Origin of the sequence: Sphingomonas epibiotica (assembly GCF_039615155.1) — a bacterium.
GTDB lineage: Bacteria > Pseudomonadota > Alphaproteobacteria > Sphingomonadales > Sphingomonadaceae > Sphingomonas.
Genome location: NZ_JBDGHY010000004.1, coordinates 120,060 through 140,075, shown reverse-complemented (window position 1 = coordinate 140,075; position 20,016 = coordinate 120,060). Strand labels below are relative to the sequence as shown.

Below are 20,016 nucleotides of genomic sequence, written 5' to 3'. Positions count from 1 at the left end.
TCTTACTGCCAAACAGTGGGACCAGGTCGCGCGTCAGGGGCAAGAGCTGGGACGCTCAATGCTACCCGCGCTCGTCACGCAAAACCAATAGCGCTTTGGCTAGGGTGACGAGCGCAGTTGTCGTCACCCCACGCTCAACGCCAGCGCCCCATCCCCCTCATCGACCCGCACGGTCGATCCATCCTTCACGCTCCCGCGAAGGATCAGGTCGGCCAGCGGATCTTGTAGATATCGCTGAACCGCGCGCTTCAATGGCCGTGCGCCATAGACCGGGTCGTAGCCGACACGGCCCAGCCACGCGCGGGCGGCGTCGGTCAGCTCGACCTTCACCTTGCGCTCCGCGAGCAGGCGGCCAACGCGGCCGACCTGGATGTCGACGATCGGCGCCATATGATCCGCTGCCAGCCGGTGGAACAGGATGATCTCGTCCAGTCGGTTAAGGAATTCCGGGCGGAAATGCGCGCGGACGACGTCCATCACCTGCGGCTCGACCGTTTCGACGCCTGCGCCATCGGGCAGGTTGGTCAGATATTGCGAACCGAGGTTCGACGTCAGGATCACGATCGTGTTCGAGAAATCGACCGTGCGCCCCTGTCCATCCGTCAGTCGCCCGTCGTCGAGCACCTGCAACAGGATGTTGAAGACGTCGCCATGCGCCTTCTCCACCTCGTCGAACAGCACGACCTGATAGGGGCGGCGGCGGACGGCCTCGGTCAGCTTGCCGCCTTCCTCATAGCCGACATAGCCCGGCGGCGCACCGATCAGCCGCGCGACCGCGTGCTTTTCCATGAACTCGCTCATGTCGATGCGGACCATGGCGTTGGGATCGTCGAACAGGAATTCGGCGAGCGCCTTGGTTAGCTCGGTCTTGCCCACGCCCGTCGGCCCGAGGAAGAGGAAGCTGCCCAGCGGCCGGTTCGGGTCCTGCAGGCCGGCACGCGAACGGCGCACGGCAGTGGCGACGGCACGCACCGCCTCACTCTGGCCGATGACCCGCTTGCCGAGTGCATCCTCCATGTTGAGCAGCTTCTCGCGCTCGCCCTCCAGCATCCGGTCGACCGGCACCCCGGTCCAGCGGCTGACCACGCCGGCGATATCGTCGGCGGTCACTTCCTCGCGCAGCATCGCGCCGCCCGCATTTGCCTGCGCTTCAAGCAACTGCTTTTCGAGCGTCGGGATCGTGCCATAGGTCAGTTCGGACATGCGGGCCAAGTCACCCGAGCGCTGCGCCTGTTCCAGCGCGACGCGCGCGGCGTCGAGCTGTTCCTTGAGCTTCGCTTCGGACGCGATCTTGTCGCGCTCGCCCTGCCAGCGGGTCACCAGTTCGGCGAGCTGCTGCTCGGCATTGGCCAGTTCCTCCTCCAGCGTGTCGAGCCGGTCGATGCTGGCGGCGTCGCTCTCGCGGCGCAGCGCCTCGCGCTCGATCTTCATGCGCAGGATGCGGCGGTCGAGGCTCTCGATCGCTTCGGGCTTGCTCTCCACCTCCATGCGGATGCGGCTGGCGGCCTCGTCCATCAGGTCGATCGCCTTGTCGGGCAGGAAGCGGTCGGTGATGTAGCGGTTCGACAGCGTCGCCGCCGACACCAATGCGCCGTCGGTGATCCGCACCCCGTGATGGAGTTCGTATTTCTCCTTCAGGCCGCGCAGGATGCTGATCGTATCCTCGACGGTCGGTTCACCGACGAACACCGGCTGGAACCGCCGCTGAAGGGCAGGGTCCTTTTCGACATGCTTGCGATACTCGTCGAGCGTGGTCGCGCCGATGCAGTGCAGTTCGCCCCGCGCGAGCGCGGGTTTCAGCAGATTGCCGGCATCCATCGCCCCTTCGGACTTTCCCGCACCGATCAGCGTGTGCATCTCGTCGATGAACAGGATGATCTGCCCGTCGCCCGCCTTCACCTCGTCGAGCACGCCCTTCAGCCGTTCTTCGAACTCGCCGCGATATTTCGCGCCCGCGATCAGCGAGCCCATGTCGAGCGACATCAGCGCGCGATCCTTCAGCCCCTCGGGCACGTCGCCATTGGCGATACGCAGCGCGAGGCCCTCGGCGATCGCGGTCTTGCCGACGCCGGGTTCACCGATCAGCACCGGATTGTTCTTGGTCCGGCGCGCGAGGATCTGGATCGTGCGGCGGATCTCCTCGTCGCGGCCGATGACCGGGTCGAGCTTGCCGTCGCGCGCCGCCGCCGTCAGGTCGCGGGCGAATTTCTTAAGCGCATCATAGCGGTCCTCCGCCCCCGCCGTATCGGCGGTGCGCCCGCCGCGCAGCTTGTCGATCGCGGCGTTAAGATTCTGCGCCGTGATCCCTGCACCGGTCAGCGCCTTGCCCGCCGGCCCCTGCGACATCGCCAGCGCCAGCAACATGCGTTCGACGGTGACGAAGCTGTCGCCCGCCTTGGTCGCGATCTGCTCCGCCTGGTCGAGCAGCCGGACGCTGTCATTGTCGAGCCCCGGATTCTGTTGCGCGCCCGACCCCGAAACCGACGGCATCTTGGCAAGCGCGGCATCGGTTTCGGCGATCGCCCGCCGCGCATCGCCGCCCGCCGTGGTGATCAGCCCGGCGGCCATGCCCTGTTCGTCGTCGAGCAACGCCTTCAATATATGTTCCGGCGTAATCCGCTGGTGCGAATTGCGGATCGCCACGGTCTGCGCTGCTTGCAAAAAGCCCCGTGCCCGGTCGGTGAATTTTTCGAGGTTCATCGTGTTCCCCTGTGATGTTGCCGGCGATATGGTGTGGTAAAAGGGCAACACAAGGGGCGTGCATCGTTTGGCACGGCACGGCGTTGGAGGCGCGATGGCAAGTGGCGTCCGCATCCTCGGCTGGGCATTGATATGGATCGTCGCGATCCTGTGCCTTGCCGTGACGATCGTGCCGCGCTTCCTCGACCGCATCTATTATCGCGGCGTCGCCGGTGACCATTTCGACGGCGCACGCTTCTTCAATCCCGACGGCGACGACACCTCGACCCCGCCGGGCGGCAGCCGCAGCGGCTTTCTGTGGCGACAGGCGACCGGCAGCGACGGCCGCCCGCCATGGCCGGCGCAGGTGTCGGTCCAGCCGGCGCAACCCGCCGAACTGTTGCCCGCCGCAACGCCGCCGGCACTCGATCCGGCACAGACGCCGATGCGCGTGACATGGGTCGGCCATGCATCGGTCTTGATCCAGACGCCAGGCCTGAACATCCTGACCGACCCAGTGTGGAGAGAGCGCGCCGGTCCGTTCGGCTTCGGTCCGAAACGCGTCGTGGCACCGGGCATCGCGCTCGCCGGCCTGCCGAAGATCGACCTGATCGTCATCAGTCACAATCATTACGACCATCTCGACCTCGCTACCCTGAGGAAGCTCTACGACCGCGACCGGCCGGCGATCGTCACTGCCCTTGGCAACGACGCGATCCTGCGTAGCGCCGGCATCCCCGCATCCGCACTCGACTGGCGACAGATGCAGCGGGTGGCCGGCGCCAACGTCCATGTCGTGCGCAACCATCACTGGTCGAGCCGCTGGTTCGTCGACCGCAACCGCGCCTTGTGGTCGGCCTTCGTCGTCGAACTGCCCGGCGGCAATTTGTTCTTCGCGGGCGATACCGGCATGGGCGACGGCGCATGGGTGGAGGAGGCGAGGGCGCTCGGCCCGATCCGCCTTGCTTTGATCCCGATCGGCGCGTTCCGGTTCCAGCCGGGACAGATGGCGAGCGGCGCGCATATCGGACCGGTCGACGCGCTGGATGTGTTCCGTCGGCTAGAGGCGTCGCGCGGCATCGCCATCCATTGGGGCACGTTCCGCCTCTCCTATGAAGGCTATGCGACCCCGCCCAAATTGCTGAGCGCGGCGAAGGGCTGTGCCGGGGTGACCGATCGCCGCTTCGGCGCGGTAGTGATCGGCCGCCCGGTCGACATCGCGCCCATGACCGCCGCTGCCGCACCGCCGTTCGATCGGGACGCCGTGCTTCGCTGTCTCGATGGTCCGGCGGGCAACGCCTTGCGCTAAGTGTCGAAACGGTGAGACTGCCCGGATGACCCACACCGCAAACCGGTCCGTTCGCGCCAGATGGATGGCGCAAGTCATGCTGACTATGTTGTCGAGCGCGCTATTGACCTACGCCATCATCGTTTTGAACCTTCCCCCAAGTCCGTGGCATGCGCTCTGGATGATTATCCCGCCGTTGCTCGTTGGTCTCACGCTCAATCAAGGTGCCAGACAGCTTGTTATGGCGTTTGCGTTGCCCTTCGCTTCCATCGTCGCAGGTGCCATCGTCGGCAATGCCATGGGCGGGGTGTGAGCGTTCAAACCGGTTAAGAGTTCACAACCGATCACAATCGCCCTATTGGTAACGCCAGATACGATCCGGCAAAGACCGGACCATAGGAGAGAGACATGCTCGATTTCGCGCTCGGCGAGATGGCCGATGCCATTCGCGAGACCACGCAGCGCTTCGCCGCCGATCGCATCGCGCCGATCGCCGCCGCCGTCGATGCCGAAGATCGCTTTCCACAGGAACTCTGGCCCGAAATGGGTGCGCTCGGCCTGCACGGCATCACCGTACGCGAAGAAGATGGCGGCCTAGGCCTCGGCTATCTCGAACACGTCGTCGCCTGTGAAGAAGTCGCCCGCGCCTCCGCCTCGGTCGGCCTATCCTATGGCGCGCATTCCAACCTGTGCGTCAACCAGATCGCGCGCTGGGGATCGCCTGAGCAAAAGGCGAAATATCTCCCCAAACTCATCAGCGGCGAACATGTCGGGTCGCTCGCCATGTCCGAAGCCGGTGCCGGCTCCGACGTCGTCTCGATGAAGCTGCGCGCCGACAAGGTCGATGGCGGCTATCGGCTGAACGGCACGAAATTCTGGATCACCAACGCCCCCTATGCCGCGACACTGGTCGTCTATGCCAAGAGCGCACCGGACGCGGGATCGAAGGGGATTACCGCCTTCCTGATCGAGAAGGACTTTGCCGGTTTTTCGATCGGGCAAAAGATCGACAAGATGGGGATGCGCGGATCGCCGACCGCCGAACTGGTCTTCAACGACTGCTTCGTGCCGGACGACAACGTCATGGGGCCGCTCAACGGTGGCGTCGGCGTGCTGATGAGCGGCCTCGACTATGAACGCGTCGTGCTGTCGGGCATCCAGTTGGGGCTGATGCAGGCGTGCCTCGACACCGTCCTGCCGTACGTCGCCGAGCGCAAGCAGTTCGGCAAACCGATCGGCGCGTTCCAACTGATGCAGGGCAAGATCGCCGACATGTCGGTCGCGCTCAATTCCGCCCGCGCCTATGTCTATGCGGTGGCGAAGGCGTGTGACGCCGGCCGCACCACCCGCCACGACGCGGCGGGCGCGATCCTGCTGGCGTCGGAAAATGCGGTGAAGGTCGCCAATGACGCGATCCAGGCGCTGGGCGGTGCGGGCTATACGAAGGACTGGCCGGTCGAACGCTATTATCGCGATGCGAAGCTGCTCGACATCGGTGCCGGAACCAACGAAGTTCGCCGGATGCTGATCGGTCGCGAATTGCTGGGCGAGGGGACGCGCGCACAATGACGGTGCTGCCGACGCTGGTCGATCGCGGATCGGACGGTTTCGCCGCCAATACCGCGCACAATGAAGCGCTCGCCGACGAACTGCGGACGCGAACCGCCCGCACGGCGCTCGGCGGTCCCGAGCGCAGCCGCGAACGCCATGTCGCGCGGGGCAAGTTGTTGCCGCGCGACCGCATCCATCGCCTGCTCGACGCCGGGTCGCCGTTCCTCGAAATCGGCGCGCTGGCGGCGGGCGGCATGTATGACGACGAGGCCCCGGCGGCGGGGGTCGTCGCCGGCATCGGCCGCGTCCATGGCCGACAGGTAATGATCGTCGCCAACGACCCGACGGTGAAGGGCGGCGCCTACTTCCCGATGACGGTCAAGAAGCATCTCCGCGCGCAGGAGATTGCTTCGGAAAACCATCTGCCCTGCATCTATCTGGTCGACAGCGGCGGCGCGAACCTGCCGCATCAGGCCGAAGTCTTCCCCGACCGCGACCATTTCGGCCGCATCTTCTTCAATCAGGCGCAGATGTCTGCAAAGGGCATTCCCCAGATCGCCTGCGTGCTGGGCAGTTGCACGGCGGGCGGCGCCTATGTCCCCGCCATGTCGGACGAAACGGTGATCGTGCGCGGACAGGGGACGATTTTCCTAGCCGGCCCGCCACTGGTCAAGGCCGCGACCGGCGAGGTCATCAGCGCCGAGGAACTGGGCGGCGCCGACACCCATGGCCGCAAATCAGGCGTGGTCGATCATGTCGCGGAGGATGATGAGCAGGCGCTGCTGATCGTCCGCGACATCGTCGCGACCTTGCCCCCGCCGCGCCGTGCCGAACTGGCGCTCACCGACCCGCGACCGCCGCTCCACGACGCGGCCGACCTTGCCGGCATCGTGCCGACCGACGTCCGCGCCCCCTATGACGTGCGCGAAGTGATCGGCCGCATCGTCGACGGATCGGAATTGCATGAATTCAAGCCGCTCTACGGCACGACGCTGGTCTGCGGCTTCGCGCGCATCTGGGGGATGCCGGTCGCGATCCTCGCGAACAATGGCGTGCTCTTCTCCGAGAGCGCGCAAAAGGGCGCGCATTTCATCGAACTCGCCTGTCAGCGCCGCACGCCGTTGCTCTTCCTCCAGAATATCTCGGGCTTCATGGTCGGCGGGAAATATGAGGCGGAAGGCATTGCCAAACATGGCGCGAAGCTGGTCACCGCCGTCGCCACCGCACAGGTGCCCAAGCTGACCGTGCTGATCGGCGGCAGCTTCGGTGCCGGCAATTACGGCATGTGCGGGCGGGCCTACAGCCCGCGTTTCCTGTTCACCTGGCCCAACAGCCGCATCTCGGTAATGGGTGGAGAACAGGCGGCGAGCGTGCTCGCGACCGTCCACCGCGACGCCGACAGTTGGACGCCGGACGAGGCGGAGGCGTTCAAGGCGCCGATCCGCGATCGCTACGAAGCGGAGGGCAGCCCCTATTACGCCACCGCCCGGCTGTGGGACGATGGTGTGATCCTCCCCGAACAGACCCGCGACGTGCTCGGCCTCGCTCTGTCGGCGACGCTCAACGCGCCGATCGCCGACCGCGCGCAGTTCGGCATCTTCCGGATGTGATGCCGGTGCGATCCGCCCCCCACCCACTGCACGTACCCCGGCGAAGGCCGGGGTCCAGTTGGGGAACCTTACCGAATGACCGCAACCGGCCCGTAACTGGACCCCGGCCTTCGCCGGGGTACGGCCCGCGTGGGGAAAGGGGAGGCGCATGACCGCCATCTCTAACCTTCCCCCGATCCGCCCGGTGAAACTCACCGAACCCGCCTTCACCCCGGCGAAAACCCCGACCGGCCCGGCACCCGGCTTCACCCCCGGCCCGAACACCGGCATCGACAGCGTCGCCTATGACGCGATCCTCGCCATGGTCACCCGCGCCATCGCCAGCCTGCCGCCGGGCACCGCGTTGTCGAGCTTTCTTCACACCGTCGCCCGCGTCACTGCCGAAGTTGAGGCGCAGCTTGCCGCCGCCCCGAACCCCCGCGACGGCGGCACGCTGACGGCCGAGGCGAAGGCGACCACTGTCCAGGCCGAGGCGATCGCCCAGCGTCTCGCCGCAGCCTTCGCGCCCGATCCGGTCACCGCGCGCGCCGCGATCGTCGATGCGTTTCAGCCAAATCCGCCTTCCGCGCCGGAGGTTAGCGCCCGCGACCTCGCGCTCGCCGCAGCCGCGATGCTGGGCCCGCGCGTCGACTTCACGCCACAGCCGCCCGCTTCGTCCCCGACCAGCGTCGATCCTGACGCCGACCCCATTCCCACGGAACAACCCATGCGCGACCGCCTCTACCTGCTCGACCCGCAATTCGAAGACCCGGCCTTGCCCGGCCGCAGCTTCTATTGCCGCGACTGTGTCACCATCGACGGCCTGCTTGCCCGTTTCCCCGACAAGGCGTCCGAGCTGCAGGTCATCCGCATCCCCTATTCGAGTCCCCGCGACGCAGTGATCGCGGTAGTGGGCGAGGCGCATCAGAACCTGCCGCTGCTGGTCCTTGGCGCCGGTGCCGATGCCGCCCTTGCGGACGGCCGTCACGGCGACACCCGCTTCGTCAGCGACTTCAAGGGGCTGCTCCACGCGCTCCATCTCCGCCATGGTTTCCCGGAGGCGCATCCATGACGCTTTCCTACACGATCCGCGCGACCTATCCTGTCCCGCCCGCCGGGCGCGTCGCCGCGACCGCTCGCGAAGGCCTTCTACGTGGCACCTTCGTCACCTTCGGGGACGTCCGGTGATCGAATCGCTCCTGATCGCGAATCGCGGCGAAATCGCCCGCCGCATCCTCCGCACCGCCCGCCGCCTCGGCATCCGCACCATCGCCGTCCATAGCGACGTCGACGCCGGCCTGCCCTTCGTGACCGAGGCGGACCAGGCGGTCTGCATCGGCTCCGCCCCGGCCCGCGAAAGCTATCTCGACGGCGCCAAAATCCTCGCCGCCGCCCGCGAAACCGGCGCGGCGGCGATACATCCCGGCTATGGCTTCCTGTCCGAAAATGCCGAGTTCGCGGAAGCCGTTACCGCCGCCGGCCTGATCTGGGTCGGCGCCCCCGCATCCGCCATTCGGGCAATGGGCCTGAAGGACGCGGCCAAGGCGCGGATGATCGCCGCCGGCGTTCCCGTTACCCCCGGTTATCTGGGCGAGGACCAGTCGCCCGACCGGCTGCGGGCGGAGGCCGACGCGATCGGCTATCCCGTGCTCATCAAGGCCGTGGCCGGCGGCGGCGGCAAGGGCATGCGCCGCGTCGACGCCCCCGCCGCCTTTCTCGAAGCGCTCGACAGTTGCCGCCGCGAGGCAGCGGCGGCGTTCGGCGACGACCGGGTGCTGATCGAGAAATACATTCTTTCTCCGCGCCATATCGAGGTGCAGGTCTTTGGCGACACCCATGGCAACGCCGTCCACCTGTTCGAACGCGACTGCTCGCTGCAACGCCGCCACCAGAAGGTGATCGAAGAAGCGCCGGCCCCCGGCATGGACGCGGCGACCCGTGCCGCCGTCTGCGACGCCGCCGTCCGTGCCGCCCGCGCGGTCGACTATGTCGGTGCGGGGACGATCGAATTCATCGCCGACGGATCGCAGGGACTTAGCGCCGACCGCATCTGGTTCATGGAAATGAACACTCGGCTGCAGGTCGAACATCCGGTGACCGAGGCGATTACCGGCACCGACCTGGTCGAATGGCAGCTCCGCGTCGCATCGGGCGAGCCGCTGCCGCTGCGACAGGACCAGCTGTCCATCAACGGCTGGGCGATGGAGGCGCGGCTCTATGCCGAAAACCCGACGACCGGCTTCCTGCCCTCGACCGGTCCCCTCACGCACCTGAAGCTCCCCGACGATATCCGCGTCGATGCGGGGGTGCGGCAGGGGGATGCGGTGACGCCGCATTACGACCCGATGATCGCCAAGCTGATCGTCCACCGCCCGACCCGCACCGCCGCCGCCGCCGCGCTGGCAAAGGCCGCTGCGGAGGTACAGGTCTGGCCGGTCCGCACCAACGCCGCCTTCCTCGCCCGCTGCGCCGGACACGCCGATTTTGTCGCGGGCCGGATCGATACCGGCTTCATCGAACGCCATCTGGAGACGCTGGTCCCGACCGGCACCCCGCCCGAAACCGTGATGGGCAGCGCGGCGGCGGCGCTGGTCGCGACCGATCCGACCGATCCGTGGCAGGCGCTGACCGGCTTCCGCCTCAACGCCGAACCCGACACCCGCGTCGCGGTCTCGATCGGCGGCACGACCCATATCGCCCCCGCAGGCGCAGCGGGGCAAATCGCGCAGGTCGCCCATGAACGCGTCGTCTTCGCTGCCGGCGAAGCCTTTCCCTTCGCCGCACCGGTCGCGGGGCAGGGCGGGGCGGGGAGTGCCGGCGACGGCGCGATCCTCTCGCCCATGCCCGGCCGTATCGTCGCGGTCGCGGTGGCACCGGGCGACCGTGTAACCGCCGGTCAGCGGCTGGTGGTGCTGGAGGCGATGAAGATGGAACAGGCGCTGCTCAGCCCGTTCGACGGCGTCGTCGCCGACCTGTCCGCCCGCGAAGGCGCGCAGGTCGCCGAAGGCGTGCTGCTGGCCCGCATCGCGAAGGACGAAGCATGACCGGCCGTTTCTACGACGAATGGCAGATCGGCGACCGGATCGACCACCCGATCCGCCGCACCGTGACCGAGACCGACAACCTGCTGTTCTCGGCGATGACCCACAACCCGCAACCGCTGCACATCGATGCGGAGGCGGCAAAGGCGTCGGAGTTCGGGCAGATCCTCGTCAACGGCACCTTCACCTTTGCGTTGATGGTCGGCCTCTCGGTCGGCGAGACGACGCTTGGCACGCTGGTCGCCAATCTCGGCTATGATCAACTGGTGATGCCGAAGCCGGTATTCATAGGCGACACGCTGCGCGCCACGACGGAGGTTACGGCGTTGAAGAACAGCCGGTCGCGCCCCGACGCCGGAATCGTGACCTTCACCCACGAGTTGCTCAATCAGCGCGACGAGACGGTCTGCCGCTGCCTGCGCAGCGCCCTGCTGAAGCGTCGGCCATGAGGTTGCGTTCGCTGCTGTTCGTGCCTGGCGACCGGCCCGATCGCTTCGCCAAGGCAGCGGCGAGCGGCGCCGATGCGCTGATCCTCGATCTCGAGGATGCGGTCGCCGCCTCTGCCAAGGAGAGTGCCCGCGCCGCGGTCGCCGAATGGCTGTGCGAGCCGGCTGCGGTCCCGCGCTTCGTCCGCGTCAATCCGGTCGACGGGGCGCTAGCGGTCGGCGACCTCGATGCGCTGCTCGGCACCCGACCTGACGGCATCGTGGTGCCCAAGGCCGAGGGCGCGGCGACGATCGCCCGCATCGATACGCTGCTGGCCGAGCGCGGCCTTGCCGATCTCCTGATGCTGCCGATCGCGACCGAAACGCCGGCAGCGATGTTTCAGATCGGCAGCTATGCGGCGGTTGCGCACCGTCTCGCCGGGCTAACCTGGGGCGCCGAGGACCTGCCCGCCGCGATCGGTGCGACGACTGCGCGCGAGGACGATGGTCGCTATACCGCGCCCTATGAACTCGCCCGCTCGCTGACCCTGTTTGGCGCGCACGCGGCCGGCGTGGCGGCGATCGACACCGTCTATCCGGCGATCCGTGACGAAGCGGGGTTGGCTGCCTACGCCGCCCGAGCGGCCCGGGACGGTTTCACCGGGATGATGGCGATCCACCCCACACAGGTCGCCGCAATCAATGCCGCCTTCACGCCGACTCCCGAAGCCATCGCGCAGGCGCAGGCGATCGTCGATGCCTTCACCGCGCAGCCCGATGCCGGCACATTGCAGGTCGACGGCCGCATGGTCGATGCACCGCATCTGAAACAGGCCCGCCGGGTGCTGGGGTCCGCCTAACGAAGGCCGTCCTACTCGACCGGGATCGACGGCGGCGGCGCGGCGAGCTTGCGCAGCGCAGCGCGGCGTTCGCGCTCGACCAGTGCCCGGTCGGCGGTCAGCCGCTTGCGGACGGCCAGATAATGGAGCGCCGCGCGGCGGTCGTCATCGGACAGCGGCGTCGCGGGCAAGTCGGCGGCGGCTTCCTCCAGCGCGGTCGCGCTGGGCGTGGGTGTGGCGTGCGGCAGACCGGCATGGCCCTGCGACGCGATGTCGTACCAATAGGCCGCCGAGCGTGAGAAGCCGGGCAGCGCTTCGGCCACGGCCTTGAATTGCTCGACCGCCATGGCATGCCGCACCAGTTCGGCCTCGATCGGGATCAGCGCCCGCTCGGCCAGCAACATGCGCAGCATCGTCGCATCGCGATCGAACCGGCCCCATGCCGCCTGGTTGAAATTCTGCTGCGCATTCTGCAGCGTCAGCGCCTGCAGGATTTCGCGCCGGTCGGGGCGCCGCCACAGCCAGCCAATGCCCTGGATCGCGAACCAGCCCCATCCGACCAGCGCGAACCCGGCCATCGCCAGAAGTAGCACCCGCCACAACGGTTCGGCGGTCGATCCGGCGGCGATGCCCACCACGATCGCGGCGACCGTTGCCACTGCCAGTCCCAATCGCGGGTCGCGATACCATGTCTCGCGCACACCGCGCCTCCTCTGCTCTTCCAAGGTCGTCGACCCTATCACCAATTGCGCCGCCATCGCCACCGCGCCGTCATGCGGCGAGGCGCAGCCGGTCGCGCCCCTCCGCCTTTGCAACGTAGAGCGCGCGGTCGGCGGCGCGCAGCACCGTGGCGGCGCTGGCTCCGCCGTCGATGGTCGCGATCCCGGCGCTGACCGTCAGTTCGACCAATATGTCGCCGTGGGTCAGCCGACTTGCCGCCAGCGTCGCGCGCAGCCTTTCGCTGAGATGCTGGGCACGGGTGATGTCGGCATCGGGGAACAGGATGCCGAATTCCTCGCCGCCCAATCGCGCAACGACGTCATCCTCACCCACGACGCCTCGCGCGATGCGGGCGAAGGATTGCAGGACATGATCGCCGGCATCATGGCCGAACCGGTCGTTGACCGCCTTGAAATGGTCGAGGTCGAACACCGCGACGCAGCCGCCGCGACCGCCTCTTGCCGCAACGTCCAGCCGTGCTGCCAACGCCGAATCGAACACGCGCCGATTGACGAGGCCGGTCAACGGATCGGTCGACGCCGCGCGCGACAATTCGGCTTCCAGCGATTTGCGATGCGACACGTCGCGGATCATCGAGACCGTGCCGGTCACAGCGCCATGCTCATCGGTGACCGCCCGGGTATGCGCTTCGAACCAGCACAGCGCATCTCCGGCCACCTGCGCCCGATATTCGACGATTTGCGTGCCTGTCGGGGCATGGATCGCATCGCGGTGCGCCACCAATACCAGGTCGCGGTCGAGGGGATGCACCAGCTCGAGCGCCCGCGTGCCGATCAGCTGACCCGGCGACTTGCCCACGACCGGTTCGATCGAGCGCGAAACATAGGCGATACGCCCGCGTCGATCGAGGCTCAGGACGATGTCGCTCGAATGGTCGGCCAGCAGGCGATAGCGCGCCTCGCTTTCGCGCAACCGGCGGTACAGCGATTGCCGCCGGCTGAGATCGGCCGCGACCGGGAAGGCGGTCAGTACCGTGCTGGCGATGTAAAGTTGTAGGAATTCGAGCCGAAGATGGAGGTCGCTGCCGAGGAAATTCGTCGGACCCATGTCGTGCAGCGTCGCATAGCCGCCAATCGCCGCCAGTATCGTCGTCGAAGTCGCAGCACCGATCAGCCCTAATCGAAAGGTCGTGAGCATCACCGGCAGGATCGGTAGAAACAGCAACGGCAAGCGGTCCTGCCCGAAAACACCCATTGCGACGATCGCCGTCGCGGCGAGAAGGATCATGCCCTCGCCGCGAACCGGCAGCGCGGCGCCACGCCACCAGCGCCGGATCGCACCCGAGAACAGCATCGCGAACAGCGGCGTCAGGGCGATCATCCCCAGCCCATGGCCGACGAACCACGTCCGCCACTGCTGCGCGAAGGACGGATCATGTTGCAGGGCGGCGACGGCGGCAGCGATCGTCGCGCCCAGCGCCGGCGCGACGATCCCGATCGCCAGAACATAACGCCCTATCCGGGCGAGCGTGCCGAGGAAGCCGCGGCGCATCTTCATCCGGTGGAACAGCGAGATGGCGACCACGACCTCGCCGATCCTGGCGACGGCCATCGGCACGGCAGCGACCAGTCCGTATCCCAGCACGACCGATGCCGTAAGGCTGGCGATCGTCGCAGCGATCAGGATCGCGCGCCATTCGCGGCGCGATCGCACGATCAGCAGCGCGAGGAGCGCTGGGGCGGCCAGCCACATCGTCGCCACGCCCTGATCGGGAGCGGCGTCGATCGGCAGCAATGACAACAGGAAATAGATCAGCCCCGAAAAGAGCGCGATCCCGATCCTGTGTTTCTCCGTCGACATGCCGTGAACGGTGGCGCAGAGCGGTTAATGCGGCGTATAAATTGTCGTCAGTTCAAATCATTACGGTCGAATTTGTCGCGCTTATGCTGGCCGAACAGCAATTTCCGTTCGAGATGGCGGCGCAGGTCGCCATAATAGGTTTCGAGAAAGGCTAAGTCGGCGCCGTCGTCGGCCCGGCCCAGCTTGCGCCGGATCGCCCCGGCGACCGCGAACAGATCGGCGCGGTCGTTCCGGCGCAGCACATCCTCCAGACGCTGCAACTCAAACGCGCCATAGGCGTCGAGATCGGCGGCGGTGAAGGGCGCAATCCGGGCACGGTCCTTTTCGTGCGCGGTCTGGATCAACAGATCCTCGCCCAGCTTGCGCACCTCACGTTCGACCACCCATGTCCCGGCGATCAGGTCGCCCGCCCGCAGCCGGTCGCGATTGAAAAGCGGCAGGAACAACAGGATCAGCGCCCAGCCAAGCGCCAGCACGGCCGTCCAGCGCGATGCCATCCCCTCGGCGAAGGCAAAACCAAGGAAGGTGAGCGGAAGAAACACCTCGATCTCGCGCATCAGGTTGCGGGCGAGGACCGCAGCACCGGTTAGCCGTGCGCCGTCGCGCGACACGACGCGCAGCTTCATCAGCCGCTTGCCTGGGGTCGCTGCACGCCGGCCGGCTTCGTGCAGGACGAAGTAGAAGTTGCGGAGTACGAAGAAGCCGAGCAGCCAGACAATCGCGTAGAGTGACTGCGCCCCTTTGGGACCGCCGATCGCCAGCGCGGCGATCAGCAGCGTCGTCCCGATCAGGATGGCCAGCATGATGATCGCATCGATCGTGAACGCCCCCGCGCGCGCGCCCGCCGAGCCGAGCCGGAGGTTGAGCGGCACCCCTTCGGGCGTCACCAGTTGCCGGTCGAGCGTGCGGGGCGCACGCGGCTTGCGCGGTCGTTTAGCCACGCCGGCCGCCGAAGCTGAAATACACGATCCACAGCGCCAGCATCCCGCCGCCGATCGCTAGGCGCGCGCTGTCGTCATTGACCAGCTGCCGACCGAACCCTTCCAGCAGCCCGGCGACCAGCAGCATCAGGATGACGCCGATCATCACGATCGCACCGCGCCGCCCGGCCTCCGCCGCCGCCGTCATGCGCGAGCGGTCGCCGGGAAAGGCGACGGCAAGGCCGATATGGATGCCGGCGGCACTGGCGATGGCGATCGCGGCGATCTCGGTCGTGCCGTGGATCATCAGCCATGCGAACAGCCCCCAGCCGAGGCCGTGCGGCACGAAGGCGGCGAACATCGCGCCGCCCATCGCGCCATTTTGTACGGCCAGGATGATCGTCGGGACGGCGAACAGGAAGCCGAGGGCGAAGGCGAGGATCGCAACCTGCGAATTATGGGTGAACAGCGACGTCGCGAAGATTTCGAGCGGCGCTTCGCCGGGCTTGCCGTAGAGCGATTCCCGCAGGGTCGCAGGCGTCGCGTTCATGTCGCGGCCGCTGGCGAGTTCGGGGGAGATCATCGCCGAATACCATGCCGGATCGCTGCGGACGAGGTGGTACGCGGCGAAGGCGCTGAGCAGCAGCAGCGCGGTCGACAGCAGCAATTCCCACGCGATGGCGCGGATGGCACGCGGCCAATGCGTCGTGAAGAAAGCCTTTACCTGCCGACCCCAGGGTTCGCGGGCGGAGTAGAGCGCGAAATAGGCGCGGGTCGACAGCGCCTCCAGATAGCCGACCAGCGAGGCGTCGAGCGAGGTGGCGCGGGCGATCGAAAGTGACGAAAGTGTCGCGCGGTAGAGGCGCGGGAGGTCGATCAGGTCGGTGTCGGACAGGCGGCGGGGCGATTTTGCCTCCAGCTTGTCGAGGAGTTCCTCCAGCCGCGCCCAGTCGGCCTCGCGTTCGGTGCGGAAATGATGGGCGCCGAAGTTGACACTCATCGTCCGCGCTCCCGGTGGTTCACATAGCGTTCGACCAAAGCGAGCGGCATCGCGTCCGCCGAAGCCTCGATCACGTCGATGCCCATGCGCCGCAGCCGTTCGACGACGATCGCGCGGTCGCGCAGCAACATATGGGCGACATTGGCGCGGACCAGATCGTCGGCGCTATCGGGCACGGCATCGCGAACCCCCTCCAGTTCAAGGTCGCGGAAGAGCACGAACAGCACACGGTGCCGCTTCAACATCCGCTGCGCCGCCGCCAGCAGCAGTTCGGCGCTGGTCGTGTCGGTGAATTCGGTGAACAGCACCACCAGCGCGCGCCGGTCGAGCTTCTGGTCGAGGGTGACGAGGCCGAGCGTGTAATTGCTCTCCTCGACGCCGTAATCGATATCGGCGGCGGCGTGATGCAACCGGGCGAAGCCGCGCGTGCCGCCAGTGATACTGCCGCTGTCGACCTGTGGCCGGGCGGCGAAGGAATAGAGCCGCACCCGATCGCCCGATTTGAGGGCGACGAAGGCCGCGAGCAGCGCCGACGACACCGCTCGATCGATGCGCGGCACGTCGCCGACCGGATCGGTCATCGCACGGCCGGCATCGACCGCAAACACGATCATATTGTCGCGTTCGGTATGGAATTCGCGCGCCAGCAGCGATGCATGGCGGGCCGAAGCCTTCCAGTCGATCGCGCGGCGCTCCATGCCCGCCTGAAAATCGGTCAGGACCTGAAAATCCTGCCCGTCGCCATGGTCGCGGCGCAGGCGATTACCGGCCGACACGCTGTTCAAATACTGGCGCATTCCCTGATCGCGGACCGGACGAATGTCGGGCAGAATGGCGATGGTGCGATCGGTCTTGCGGCTGGCCTGTCGCCACGCCAGCCCGAGCGGACCGGCCTGCCGTGTCCACAGGCGGTGCAGCCGTGCCCGGCCGCGCCGGACCGCGCGATATTCGCCGGGGCGGCTGCGTTCGACCGGACCGTCGATCGCGGCGGCGAGGTCGGCGCTGCCCAGCCGGAAGGTCTCGCCGATGTTGAGCGTCGCCGGGAGGTCGGGCAGCGCTGCCGCCGGCCGCTTCGCCAATACCGCGTCGGCAACGATCAGCGCCAGCACGCCGACGATCCACACCGGCGCGGCGATCCATGCCGCCGGGGCCATCACACCCAGCGCGAGGCCGACCGGCGCGGCGAGCGCGGTCAGCTGGATCGCACGGGGCGTGGGAACGATCATCGCGGTGCTTCGACCGATGCGATCAGACTGGCGACGACATCGTCGATCCGGCGGCCGTCGATCTCCGCGCTGGGCGACAAGATCAGGCGGTGGCGCAGCAGCGCGGGGGCGAGCGCCTTCACATCGTCGGGCAGGACGTAGTCGCGCCCGTCGAGCGCCGCCCCGGCCCGCGCCGCCGCCGCCAGCGCCGATGCGGCGCGCGGCGATGCGCCCGAGGACAGGTCGCCATGTTCGCGGGTCGCGCGGATCAGGCGGACGATATAGTCGATGACTTCGTCGACCAACCGCACCTGTCCGACCGCGTCGATCGCGGCGGCGATTGCGCCCGCATCGGCGACCCGTTCGACGCCCGAATCCTGCGGGGCGGGGGTGCCGGTGCGGGTGCCATATTGGGCGACGATGGCGCGTTCGGCCTCCAGATCGGGCCAGCCGATCGCGATCTTGAACAGGAAGCGGTCGAGCTGTGCCTCGGGCAGCGGATAGACGCCCTGTTGCTCGATCGGGTTCTGCGTCGCGACGACGGTGAAGCGGTCCGAGAGTTGTTCGGTGCGGCCGTCGATGGTGATGCGGCGTTCCTGCATCGCCTCCAGCAACGCCGCCTGCGTCTTGGGCGGGGTGCGGTTGATTTCGTCGGCCAGCAGCAATTCGCAGAATACCGGCCCGCGGGTCAGCGCGAATTGCGACGTCTGGAAATTGAACAGGTTGGAGCCGATGATGTCGCCCGGCATCAGGTCGGGCGTGAACTGAATTCGCCCGAAATCAAGACCGAGCGTACGCGCGAAGCTCTGCGCGAGCAGCGTCTTGGCGGTGCCCGGTGGTCCTTCGAGCAGGACGTGACCGGCCGAGAACAAGGCGATGGTGAGGAGCCGGACCGCGTCCGCCTGTCCCACCACTGCCTTGCCGATCTCCCGGTCGATCGCCGATCCCAGCGACCGTACCTCGTCGAGCGTCATGCGCCTGTTTCCTTCTTCCATGCGTGCAGGTCTTTCGCCGCGGCCAATGCGTCGCTTTCGGTGCTGGCATCGCGCAGGCGGCGGTCGAGTTCGGAATAGCCGGGATGGATGCGGTCGAGCCGTTCGGGCGAGGGTATTTCGCCCGCCAGCAGCCGCCGCGACGTCACCTCCAGCATCGTGTCCGCATAGCGTTCGCCGGCGCGGGCGGTGCGCCGCGCCAGCCGGGTGAGCGCGACGATATTGTCGATCAGCGCCCGCTTGCCGAGCGCCACTCCGCGCGCATCGGCGACCGGCGGACCGAAGCGTCCGGCAGCGGCGATGCCGGCCAGGATCGCGGCGGCGATGAGCGCGAGGGTCACGCCGAGGAACGGTGGCAGGAACAGCAGCTTGACCAGATTGCGGTCGCCGCGCGTGTAATGGAGCGAGCGGTCGAACACTGCGCGCCCGTCATGTTCGGGATCGATCGCGCGCAGCATGGCGAGTGCCGCCCGCGCATTGCGTTCGTCGGCCATGGCGCGGTTGTTGACCAGATCGGGATCGACCAGCACGAAGGTGTCGCTGCTGCCGATCTGTCCCAGCACCGCCGCACCGTCGCGCGCGACGATCAGCGGTTCGATCGCGTCGCCCTTCACCGCATAGAGTTGGCGGTCGGGCACGGCGAAGGGGCGGATTTCGGGATAGTCGGCACTGACCCCGACATCGCCCGGCTCCTCTTGATGCCATTCGATCTCGGCAGGGACCAGTTTCTCGACACGGTTGAGGTTCACGACGCCCGTACGGCGGACTTTCCCCCCGCCCAGTGGAATTGCCTCGGTCTGCCATTTGGGCAGGATGATGAGGGTGGGAAAGCGCATCAGCGGATGGCCTTTGCGCTCGACGAAGTCGTCGCCGCCGGTCGTTGCACTGGCTAGGGCGATCCGCCGGTCGACGATCGTCTTGATATCTTCCGGCCGGGTCGTTTCCGTTGGGGTCAGGATCAGGATCGCCGGATTGCCGAGCGTATTCTTGTCGTTGCGCTCGGGCGGCTGCACCGCATCGACCAGTCGGCGCAAGGCGTGATAGCCCGCACCGTCCTTGCGATCAGCAGCGGGCGCATCGCCGACGGCGCGCGACAATTCATCGCCGAACCCGGACATCAGGATCGAGGCGAGCAGCAGCAGCGCGCCGGCGATCACGAGGATGATGACGGTGCGGACGGCGAAGGGCGAGGACTGGTTCACCGGGCGCCCTTCAGCGCGAAACCGGCATAGTCGGCGCGCGCGCGTTGCCAGTCGCCGTCGTCAAGGGCACGCCCGCCGAACAGGCTGCGTTCGACCGCCGCGACGATGCCGGCGAAGACGCCGCGCGCCGCCGGGGGCAGGGCGTCGGCGCGGGCGATATCGCGGCTGGTATCGGCCGGGCGGACCACGTCGCCGCGCCATGCGACGATGTCGTCGATGCTGCGGAAGAGGAGCAGATGGACCGCTTCGTCGAACCGTCCGGCGGCGGCGAGCGCGTCGGCATCCTCCAGCAGTGCGCGGGCGCGGGTCTCGGTCGGTGCCCATTGCGGTTCTTCGGACTGGGTCTTGCCGGCGAAGCGCTCGCGCAGCCAGTCGCGCAGGCCCGGCACCAGCGCGAACAGGAGTGCTGCGGCGATGGCGATGCCGATGATCCACAGGATCACCTGCCATCCGCCGCCGACCCACTGGATGAAATCGCCGATCGCGCGCAGCACCGGTTCGAGCCAGCCGGGCGGCGGTTCGCGCGGCTCAATCGGTTTGGGCGGCAGGTTGAACTGGATCGACGGGTCGGCGCGGATCGCCTTCCATGCCGCCGTCACGCGGTCGGAATCGATCGCGGGCGGTGCCGACGCGGCATTGTTCACGCTATTCGCGATCTGCCCCCGCGCCACCTAGGTCCCTTCGGTACGCCCCCGCGGCGTGTGCCCTGCTTGGAGCAAATCGCCGATTTACATGCAACGCTTT

The 20,016-nt window shown here is 67.5% G+C and carries 17 protein-coding genes; 8 read left to right on the top strand and 9 right to left on the bottom strand.

Going from position 1 to position 20,016, the window contains the following annotated elements; translation table 11 throughout:
• Positions 1 to 123 precede the first annotated feature (123 nt).
• Positions 124 to 2,700: an ATP-dependent chaperone ClpB gene (gene clpB, locus AAIO73_RS09480; RefSeq protein ID WP_345877604.1), complete on the bottom strand. Its 2,577-nt coding sequence runs from the start codon at positions 2,698 to 2,700 to the stop codon at positions 124 to 126.
• Positions 2,701 to 2,794: 94 nt separating this feature from the next.
• Between clpB and AAIO73_RS09475 the strand changes: the two genes are divergently transcribed.
• The 8 genes from AAIO73_RS09475 (at position 2,795) to AAIO73_RS09440 (ending at position 11,433) form a co-directional block, all read left to right on the top strand.
• On the top strand, positions 2,795 to 3,988 hold the full coding sequence (locus AAIO73_RS09475) for an MBL fold metallo-hydrolase (protein ID WP_345877603.1): 1,194 nt from the start codon (positions 2,795 to 2,797) through the stop codon (positions 3,986 to 3,988).
• A gap of 76 nt (positions 3,989 to 4,064) precedes the next feature.
• The gene (locus AAIO73_RS09470; RefSeq protein WP_345877601.1) at positions 4,065 to 4,280 is read left to right on the top strand and encodes a hypothetical protein; all 216 of its coding nucleotides are present in this window, start codon (positions 4,065 to 4,067) and stop codon (positions 4,278 to 4,280) included.
• Positions 4,281 to 4,375: 95 nt separating this feature from the next.
• Entirely contained in the window at positions 4,376 to 5,536 is a 1,161-nt protein-coding gene (locus AAIO73_RS09465) for an acyl-CoA dehydrogenase family protein (protein WP_345877600.1), read from the top strand.
• Positions 5,533 to 7,128, top strand: coding sequence for a carboxyl transferase domain-containing protein (locus AAIO73_RS09460; protein ID WP_345877597.1), 1,596 nt, complete (start codon positions 5,533 to 5,535; stop codon positions 7,126 to 7,128). The genes AAIO73_RS09465 and AAIO73_RS09460 overlap by 4 nt, the downstream gene beginning before the upstream one ends.
• Positions 7,129 to 7,276: 148 nt before the next feature.
• Complete coding sequence (locus AAIO73_RS09455; RefSeq protein ID WP_345877595.1) at positions 7,277 to 8,179, top strand: DUF3088 family protein; 903 nt, start codon at positions 7,277 to 7,279, stop codon at positions 8,177 to 8,179.
• A 112-nt stretch (positions 8,180 to 8,291) separates the two neighbouring features.
• Positions 8,292 to 10,151, top strand: a complete 1,860-nt coding sequence (locus AAIO73_RS09450; RefSeq protein WP_345877593.1) for an acetyl/propionyl/methylcrotonyl-CoA carboxylase subunit alpha — start codon at positions 8,292 to 8,294, stop codon at positions 10,149 to 10,151.
• A complete protein-coding gene (locus AAIO73_RS09445; protein ID WP_345877591.1) occupies positions 10,148 to 10,597 on the top strand; it encodes a MaoC family dehydratase in 450 nt (149 codons plus the stop codon). The genes AAIO73_RS09450 and AAIO73_RS09445 overlap by 4 nt, the downstream gene beginning before the upstream one ends.
• Positions 10,594 to 11,433 carry an HpcH/HpaI aldolase/citrate lyase family protein gene (locus AAIO73_RS09440; RefSeq protein ID WP_345877589.1) on the top strand — a complete coding sequence of 280 codons (840 nt, stop codon included), beginning with the start codon at positions 10,594 to 10,596 and terminating at the stop codon, positions 11,431 to 11,433. Before AAIO73_RS09445 ends, AAIO73_RS09440 begins: the two co-directional genes overlap by 4 nt.
• A gap of 11 nt (positions 11,434 to 11,444) precedes the next feature.
• Here the strand turns inward: AAIO73_RS09440 and AAIO73_RS09435 are convergent, their stop codons facing one another.
• The 8 genes from AAIO73_RS09435 to AAIO73_RS09400 form a co-directional block, all read right to left on the bottom strand.
• A complete protein-coding gene (locus AAIO73_RS09435; RefSeq protein ID WP_345877588.1) occupies positions 11,445 to 12,113 on the bottom strand; it encodes a hypothetical protein in 669 nt (222 codons plus the stop codon).
• A gap of 70 nt (positions 12,114 to 12,183) precedes the next feature.
• Positions 12,184 to 13,953, bottom strand: coding sequence for a sensor domain-containing diguanylate cyclase (locus AAIO73_RS09430; RefSeq protein ID WP_345877586.1), 1,770 nt, complete (start codon positions 13,951 to 13,953; stop codon positions 12,184 to 12,186).
• A gap of 47 nt (positions 13,954 to 14,000) precedes the next feature.
• A complete protein-coding gene (locus AAIO73_RS09425; RefSeq protein ID WP_345877585.1) occupies positions 14,001 to 14,894 on the bottom strand; it encodes an RDD family protein in 894 nt (297 codons plus the stop codon).
• The gene (locus AAIO73_RS09420) at positions 14,887 to 15,873 is read right to left on the bottom strand and encodes a stage II sporulation protein M (protein ID WP_345877583.1); all 987 of its coding nucleotides are present in this window, start codon (positions 15,871 to 15,873) and stop codon (positions 14,887 to 14,889) included. The genes AAIO73_RS09425 and AAIO73_RS09420 overlap by 8 nt, the downstream gene beginning before the upstream one ends.
• Positions 15,870 to 17,099: a DUF58 domain-containing protein gene (locus tag AAIO73_RS09415; RefSeq protein ID WP_345877582.1), complete on the bottom strand. Its 1,230-nt coding sequence runs from the start codon at positions 17,097 to 17,099 to the stop codon at positions 15,870 to 15,872. The genes AAIO73_RS09420 and AAIO73_RS09415 overlap by 4 nt, the downstream gene beginning before the upstream one ends.
• Complete coding sequence (locus AAIO73_RS09410; RefSeq protein ID WP_345877579.1) at positions 17,096 to 18,052, bottom strand: AAA family ATPase; 957 nt, start codon at positions 18,050 to 18,052, stop codon at positions 17,096 to 17,098. Before AAIO73_RS09410 ends, AAIO73_RS09415 begins: the two co-directional genes overlap by 4 nt.
• Complete coding sequence (locus AAIO73_RS09405) at positions 18,049 to 19,272, bottom strand: hypothetical protein (protein WP_345877577.1); 1,224 nt, start codon at positions 19,270 to 19,272, stop codon at positions 18,049 to 18,051. The genes AAIO73_RS09410 and AAIO73_RS09405 overlap by 4 nt, the downstream gene beginning before the upstream one ends.
• A complete protein-coding gene (locus tag AAIO73_RS09400) occupies positions 19,269 to 19,943 on the bottom strand; it encodes a DUF4129 domain-containing protein (protein ID WP_345877575.1) in 675 nt (224 codons plus the stop codon). The genes AAIO73_RS09405 and AAIO73_RS09400 overlap by 4 nt, the downstream gene beginning before the upstream one ends.
• Positions 19,944 to 20,016 lie beyond the last annotated feature (73 nt).